This window comes from Nocardia sp. No.11 (assembly GCF_038752175.1).
Lineage (GTDB): Bacteria > Actinomycetota > Actinomycetes > Mycobacteriales > Mycobacteriaceae > Nocardia > Nocardia canadensis.
On record NZ_JBCGFB010000197.1, the window covers coordinates 1 to 6,984 of the forward strand.

The window sequence follows — 6,984 nt, forward strand, 5'->3', positions numbered from 1 at the left end:
CGCCCAGCGACTTGCGGGTGCGGGTGCCGACCTCGCGCCGCGCCCGCAGGCCGCGGGTGGGGGCGGTGGGGTACAGGCTCGACCACTGGCCGAAGCGGACGGCGCCGAGGGTCACCTGGCCGGTGCCCACCGGACGGGCCACCTTCAGCGGCGCGGTGTCGACCCAGCGGCCGACCTGCAGCGCCGCGCTGCCAGGATTGGTGATCTCGGTGGTGGCGTGCTCGACGAAGGAATCGAAGTCGAGGAACCGGTCGGCGTCGGTGGTGAGCCAGGTGTGGTCCTTGTCCACCTCGACGACGTCGAGGGTCAGCGCGGTGATGATGCCCGCGCGCCCGCCCGCGCCGAGGATGCGATGGAACCGCTCGGTGTGGTGTCCGCGCCCGCAGGTGCCGATCCGGCCGTCGGGGTCGACGTACTCCAGGTCGACGATCTGATCGATGAACATGCCGTAGCGGTGCGAGGCGGTGCTGACGCCACCGACGGAGGCGAAGCCGCCCGCGGTGATGTCGCGATGGTCGCCGACCACCGGCAGCCCGAGACCGTGCGCGCCGAGGCGGCGGTCGATCTCGGAGAGCTTGGCGCCCGCCTGCACCCGGACCGTCCGCCTGCCCAGGTTGATGTCGAGCACCGAGTTCATCTTGCGCAGCGAGAGCACCGCGCGCTGATCGGCCAGCCCATAGGACTCTTCGGTCTGCTCGCCGCCGCGAACCGTCAACCGTTCCGAACGATCGCGCGAATCACGTACAGTGCGAACGACATCCGCGGTGTCCCGGGGGAGATATTCTTCGGAGATGACGGAGTGCGGCGTGCCCATGACCGCATAGCTAACCACAGCTCGGCGATTCTTGCGCACGGTACCTCGGACCTACTTCCGCGTAGGCGCGAGTTGCTTCGTGAACAGGACTTTCCCGGTCGCGTCGCACAGGTTCACGGTCAGCTCGCCGGAGCGTCCGTCGATGCGGACCTCGCCGAAATGCTGGTACTGCGCGTCCAGCGGCGAGGTGTTCGGCGCGGGCGGCGCGTGCACGAACACCGCCTCCGGTCCGAAGGTGGGATCGAGCTCGTTCGGCCCGAACGCCCCGGCGTTGAGGGGACCGGAGACGAACTCCCAGAACTCGTCGAAATCGGGGAAGGCGGCGCGGGCGGGCGAATAGTGGTGCGCCGCCGTGTAGTGCACGTCGGCGGTGAGCCAGACGACGTCGGCGACCTTGTTCGCCTTGATCGCCGAGAGCACCTGGGCGATCTCGGTCTCGCGGCCGCTCGGCGCGCCGCCGGCGGCGTTGGCCGGGCCCTCGAAGGCCGTCTTGCCGTCGGGGACGATCAGGCCCAGCGGCAGATCGGCGGCGACGATCTTCCAGGTGGCCTTCGAATCGCGCAGGCCGGCGATGAGCCATTCGGTCTGGGCGGCGCCCAAGACGGTGCCGCGCGGTGCGGTGTTGGCGCCGTTGGCGTCCTTGTAGGCGCGCATGTCCAGCACGAAGACCTCCAGCAGCGGACCGTAGGAGATCTTGCGGTACAGGCGGCCGTCGACGGCTTCCGCGGGCTCCAACGGCATCCACTCGTGGAAGGCCTGCCAGGAGCGCGCGGCCAGGGTGTCCATGCTGCGCTCGGTGTAGCCCTTGTCGGCGGCCACGGTGCCGCCGGGGTACCAGTTGTTGGTGGTCTCGTGGTCGTCCCACTGCACCACCTGGGCGACGGCGGCGTTGAAGCGGCGGTAGTTGTCGTCGGTGAGGTTGTAGGCGTAGTTGCCACGGAACTGGTCGAGGGTCTCGGCGGGCGCGTTCTTGGCCTCGGCGGTGATGTTCTTCCAGACCCGGCCGTCGGGCAGCGTCACCGATTCCTTCAGCGCGTTGTCGGCGTAGATGCAGTCGCCGGAATGCAGGAACAGATGCGGGTCGCGGGCGGCCATGGCGGAGAAGACCTGCATGCCGCCCAGGTCGGGATTGATGCCGAAGCCCTGGCCCGCCACGTCACCGGACCACAGCAGGCTGATGTCGGCGGGTGCGGTCGGAGCCGTGCGGAAGACGCCCGTGAGGGTTTCCGAGCTCGCGCCGTCCTCGCCCTCCAGACGCACCCGGTAGTGCACGAGCTGACCGGCGGGCAGGCCGTTGACGCGCACCCGGCCGGTGCCGTCGGTGGCCGGGGTGAGCAGCGGACCGGTGAAACGCTTGACGTCGCCGAACTTCTCGGTCGCCGCGGTCTCCACGACCAGGGTCGCGGGCCGGTCCGAGCGCGCCCAGATGAGCGCGCCGTCGCTGCGCGGGTCGCCGACGGCGATGCCGTGGGTCAGTGTGGGCCTGGCCCGCACCAGGCCGGGGCCGTCACCGTCAGCGCACGCGGCCAGCGCGGGCGTGGTCACGAGACCGAGGGCGGTGGCGCGCAACAGGGTGCGCCGGGACATCGCGAAATCCGATCGAGCCATGGGCCTCACGGTGCATCGCCGGACGGAACACCGGGACGCGCGCGCGGCAACGCCACATGAACGGTGTCGTACGGATGGCTAACGGTCTCCGCCGCGCTGGGCCGCCCGCTGACCTACAAGCCCGCGGCGGCGGCGGTCTCCGGGTACCAGCGGGTGCACTCGGCGCGCAGCGGGACCTCGGTCTGGAGCTGGCACAGGACGGCGACACCGCCGAGGAAGGATCGCAGAATGGGGGTGTGGCCGGGCGGCATCGTCAACTGGCGCAACACGTTCGACAGGCGCAGGTCGGTGGCGAGGCGGACCTGGGTGCGCAACCAGTCGGCGGAGAGCGGGTAGGTGGGGGCCAGCAAGGCCTCGCGCACCGGGCGCAGGCGGGCGGCCACGGTGGCGATGTCGAGGTCACGGCCCGGGGCGACGAAACCGTGGCGGCGGATGGCGGCCTCGAGATCGGCGGGGGAGTCGGCGATCACCGCGGCGCCGACGTCGCCGGCGACATCGAGGAAGGCGGCGGGCCACGGCGTGCACGCGCCGAAGTCGACCACGCCCAAGCGGCCGTCGGGCATCCGCAGGAAATTGCCGGGGTGCGGGTCGCCGTAGACCAGACCGGCGCGGGCGGGCGCGGAGAACAGGAAACGCAGGATCAGCACGCCGAGCCGGTCGAGCTCGGCCGCCTCGCCCCGGACGATCAACCGTGACAGCGGGACACCGTCGAGCCATTCGGTGACCAGGACGTCGCCGCGCTGGGCGATCACCCGGCTCACCACCACATCGGGATCGTCGGCGAAGGCGGCCGCGAACACCCGCTGGTTGGCCGCCTCGCGGGCGTAGTCGAGTTCGGCGTTGATCTCCTCGCACAGCGCCTCGATCACCGGGCGGGTGTCCGCGCCGGGCAGCAGCGCCGTGAACAGCGGTGTGGCGCCGCGCAGGGCCTGCAGATCGGCCAGGACCGCCCGACGCGCACCGGGGTACATGACCTTGACCGCGACCGGGGTGCCGTCGTGCCAGCGGGCGCGATGGACCTGGCCGACCGAGGCCGCCGCGGCGGCGCGGTCGTCGAATTCCAGGAACAGCGAACGCCAGTCGGGGCCGAGCTGCGTCGCGAGTTCGCTGTGCACGGCGGCGGGCAGCATGGCGGGCGCCGAGTCGTGCAGCCGCGCCAGCGCCTGCCGGAACGGCTCGGCCAGATCGGGAGCCAGGCCCAGTTCGAGCAGGCCGAGCAGCTGACCCAGCTTGGCCACGCAGCCCTTGAGCTCGCCGAGCACCTGGAACAGATGCTCGGCGGTGCGGGCTCGGATGTCGCGGTCGACGTCCGCGGGCACCCGCCCGATCGCCTTCTTGCCGAACCCGGCGATGCGGCGGCCGGCGTAGGCGACCGGGACCGCCGCCAGCCGGGCGCCGCGCACGACCTTGCCGGTGGGGGGATGGCCGATCCGCGAATCCGTAGCGGAGCGGGCGAACGGCATCACCCTGCCCTCGGGATCGCGCCCGACCATGTCCCACCTCACTGCCCCGCCGGAATGAGTCGACGCCTGCCCGGCGTCGTGTTCTGTGCAGGTTATCAACCGGGGTGGGCGGCGCGTAGCGGGTCGGCGCGGGTAGCTCAGCCGAGCGCGCCGAGCCCGTGCAGGACGCGGTGGATCTCGGCGGTCCAGTCCCGGTGGGCCAGGTGCGCGTAGTCGACCCAGAAGGTGCCGATGCCGTCGCGGTCCTCGCGGAACCAGCCGCCCTCGATGTCGGCTTCCAGGACGACGCTCATGCCGTGCTCGGCGGCGACGAAGGTGAGTTCGAGCTGGTTCACCCGCGGGAAGTGCGGCGAGCGACCGAATTCGATCTCCTGATAGAACGGCAGCAGCTGCAGCGTGCCCGCGATGGCGCCCGCCTCCACATCGGTGCGGCGCAACCCGAAACCCATGCGCCGCACGGCATCCAGCACGACGTGCTGGGCGGGCAGCGCCCCGATGCCGAGCGGGTCGGTATCGGTGGCGTCCACGGCGCCGTGGATGTCGACCACGGTGCGCAGTGCGACGCCGGCGCCCGGCAGGTGGTGACCGTCGAAGAAGGTGATCGGTGTCTCGAAGGGAACCGGTGCGGCGAACCGCAATTCGGCGACCGTGCCCGCGATCAGGGTGAACGGACCGGCCACCCTGGCCCGGCCGAAGCCGTGATCGGTGACGTGCTCCTCGCCGTCGGCGTACTCACGCTCGACGCGGGTGACGAACTCGACGGCCACGTGCCCGATCGACTGGTCGACGCGGCCGCCGCGCAGCCGGATCACACCCTCGACGAGCCCGCCGGGTTGTGCACCCGGGGTGAACAATTCGGTTTCCACCTCGGCGCCGCCGACACCGGCCGCGGCCAGCAATTGCTTGAACATGCGAGCAGTCTGGCCGACGGCGCTTACGATCCGCTTACCGTCGGCCGGTGCTGTGGGTCAGCTCATCGTGCCGCGGGCACTCAGCCGGCGGCGGTGTCCGGGATGCGGGTGGCCTCGAGCTGACGGTCGGTGGGGGCGACACCCTTCTTGAGGCTGTGCGCGTAGACGTCGACGTATTCCTGGCCGGTCAGGCGCATCAGCTCGTACATCACCTCGTCGGTGACGGCGCGCTCGACGAAGCGGTTGCCGCTCATCCCTTCGTAGCGCGAGAAGTCCAGCGGGGCACCGAACTTGAGGGTGACCCGGTGCCTGCGCCACTTGAACGGTCCGGGCGGGCTCACCTTGTCGGTGCCGATGACGGCGACCGGGATGACCGGGACGCCGGTCTCCAGCGCCAGCCGCGCCATGCCGGTCTTGCCCTTGTACAGGCGACCGTCCGGGGAGCGGGTGCCCTCCGGGTACAGGCCGACGAGCATGCCCTTGTCGAGCAGCTTGCGGGCCGCGTTGAGGGCGTCCTCGGCGGCGGAGGCGCCGCTGCGGTCGATCGGGTACTGGCCGGTGCCGCTGAAGAAGAACTTCTGCAGCCGACCCTTGAGACCGGGGGTGGTGAAGTACTCGGCCTTGGCGAGGTAGCTGATCCGGCGCGGGCTCAGCAGCGGGGCGAACAGCCAGTCCGCGAACGAGAGGTGGTTGCCCGCCATGATCGCCGGTCCGTCGGTGGGCACGTTCTCGACACCCTCGACCACGGGCCGGTTGTATAGATGCATGAACGGTCCCGGGAAGACGAACTTGAGCAGCCAGTAGAACATGGCGTCCTTTCTTCGGACCGGGATCGTGGTGTGCGGCCTCGTCGGAAAACGACTTTACCGCTGGTCGCAGGTCACAACCAACCCAGGACGGTAGCCGCAGTGCATGGTTGTGACCCTCATCTCCCGGTGCGACCCGCCAGCGGCGTGTCGACCGCCGCCCTGGCCAATTCGGCCGCGCCGATCATGCCCGCCGCCTCCCCGAGCTGGGTGGTGCGCAGCCGGGCCAGCGGGCGGTGCCCGGCGCCGGTGACCGCGCTCGCGTAGTGCTCGCGCGCCTCGTCGAGGAACAGCGGCGCCGAACTGCTCACGCCGCCGGCGATCACGACCAGATCGGGATCGAAGAGGTCGCTGACGAAGGCCAGGCCGAGGCCGAGCCAGCGCGCGAAGTCGGCCATCACCCGGACCGCGAGCGGGTCGCCGTCCTGGGCGGCGCCCGCCACCCGGCGGCCGGTCAGCGAGCCGGGATCGCGGATGACATCCTTGGCGAGCACCGAGCGCACCGGATCGGTGGCCAGCAGTTCGATCGCGGTGTCGGCCAGCGCGGTGCCACTGCAGTAGCGCTCCCAGCAGCCGCGTTTGCCGCAGGCGCAGGCGCGCCCCTCCGGCACCACCTGCAGGTGCCCGAGTTCGGGGGCGATGCCGTGGCTGCCGCGATAGAGCTTCCCGTCGATGAGCAGGGCGGCGCCGATGCCGGTGCCGATCGCGACCAGGACCACGGTGTGCCCGCCCGCGGCCGCCCCGAAGCGGTACTCGGCCCAGCCCGCGGCGTTCGCGTCGTGCTCCAGGATCACCGGCAGCCCGAGTCGCGCGGTCAGCCGCTGCGCGACCGGGGCGTCCTGCCAGGGCAGGTGCGGCGCGAACCGGACGGTCGAGCGGTCCTCGGAGATGAAGCCGGCCACGGCCAGGCCGACCGCGGCGATCGGATGCCTGCGCCCCAGCTCGCGGACCGAGCGGTCGATCGCGTCCTCGAGCGCGCGCGCCGCGTGCGGTGTCGGGGACTGCACGGAATCGAGCAGTTCGCCCTCGGCGTCGACGACCGAGGCGCGGATGTTCGTGCCACCGACGTCGACGCCGACGGTGAGCAGGTGCTGACGGTCGATCCCCTGGGTCATCCCCGGATCGTCACCGGAATGTCGACATAACGCGAGCGCGGCGCGCGGGCGGTCCGCGATCGATCGTCGCGGGGACGCTCGGCGGTGTCGGCCCGGGGCGGCGCCGGGGTCGCGAAAACGCCGGTGCCGGAGTCGCTCGGGACCTGGGGTCCTGCGGCGGTGTGAGTCGATGCGCCCTGCTGTCGGGGCGCGGCGTACTCGTCGACCCGGCGCGGCCGGGGAGTGCCGTCGGGGCGGGCCGAACCCCAGCGCAGGCGGGACCGGGCC

General features: G+C 71.6%; 6 protein-coding genes and 1 pseudogene. All 7 read right to left on the minus strand.

Annotated elements, in window-relative coordinates; translation table 11 throughout:
• Positions 1-814: FAD-binding oxidoreductase (locus V8688_RS30650; RefSeq protein ID WP_342802253.1), on the minus strand; the 814-nt coding region annotated here is incomplete at its 3' end.
• A gap of 51 nt (positions 815-865) precedes the next feature.
• Complete coding sequence (locus V8688_RS30655) at positions 866-2,422, minus strand: alkaline phosphatase D family protein (protein WP_342802254.1); 1,557 nt, start codon at positions 2,420-2,422, stop codon at positions 866-868.
• A gap of 113 nt (positions 2,423-2,535) precedes the next feature.
• Positions 2,536-3,915, minus strand: a complete 1,380-nt coding sequence (locus V8688_RS30660) for an AarF/ABC1/UbiB kinase family protein (protein WP_255587321.1) — start codon at positions 3,913-3,915, stop codon at positions 2,536-2,538.
• A 107-nt stretch (positions 3,916-4,022) separates the two neighbouring features.
• Entirely contained in the window at positions 4,023-4,796 is a 774-nt protein-coding gene (locus tag V8688_RS30665) for a sporulation protein (RefSeq protein ID WP_342802255.1), read from the minus strand.
• An 80-nt stretch (positions 4,797-4,876) separates the two neighbouring features.
• Positions 4,877-5,605: a lysophospholipid acyltransferase family protein gene (locus V8688_RS30670; protein WP_218717124.1), complete on the minus strand. Its 729-nt coding sequence runs from the start codon at positions 5,603-5,605 to the stop codon at positions 4,877-4,879.
• 116 nt (positions 5,606-5,721) lie between these two features.
• A complete protein-coding gene (locus V8688_RS30675) occupies positions 5,722-6,717 on the minus strand; it encodes an ROK family protein (RefSeq protein WP_218717123.1) in 996 nt (331 codons plus the stop codon).
• Positions 6,714-6,984, minus strand: a pseudogene (locus tag V8688_RS30680) (hypothetical protein); the annotation flags it as partial. The gene V8688_RS30675 and the pseudogene V8688_RS30680, both read right to left, overlap by 4 nt.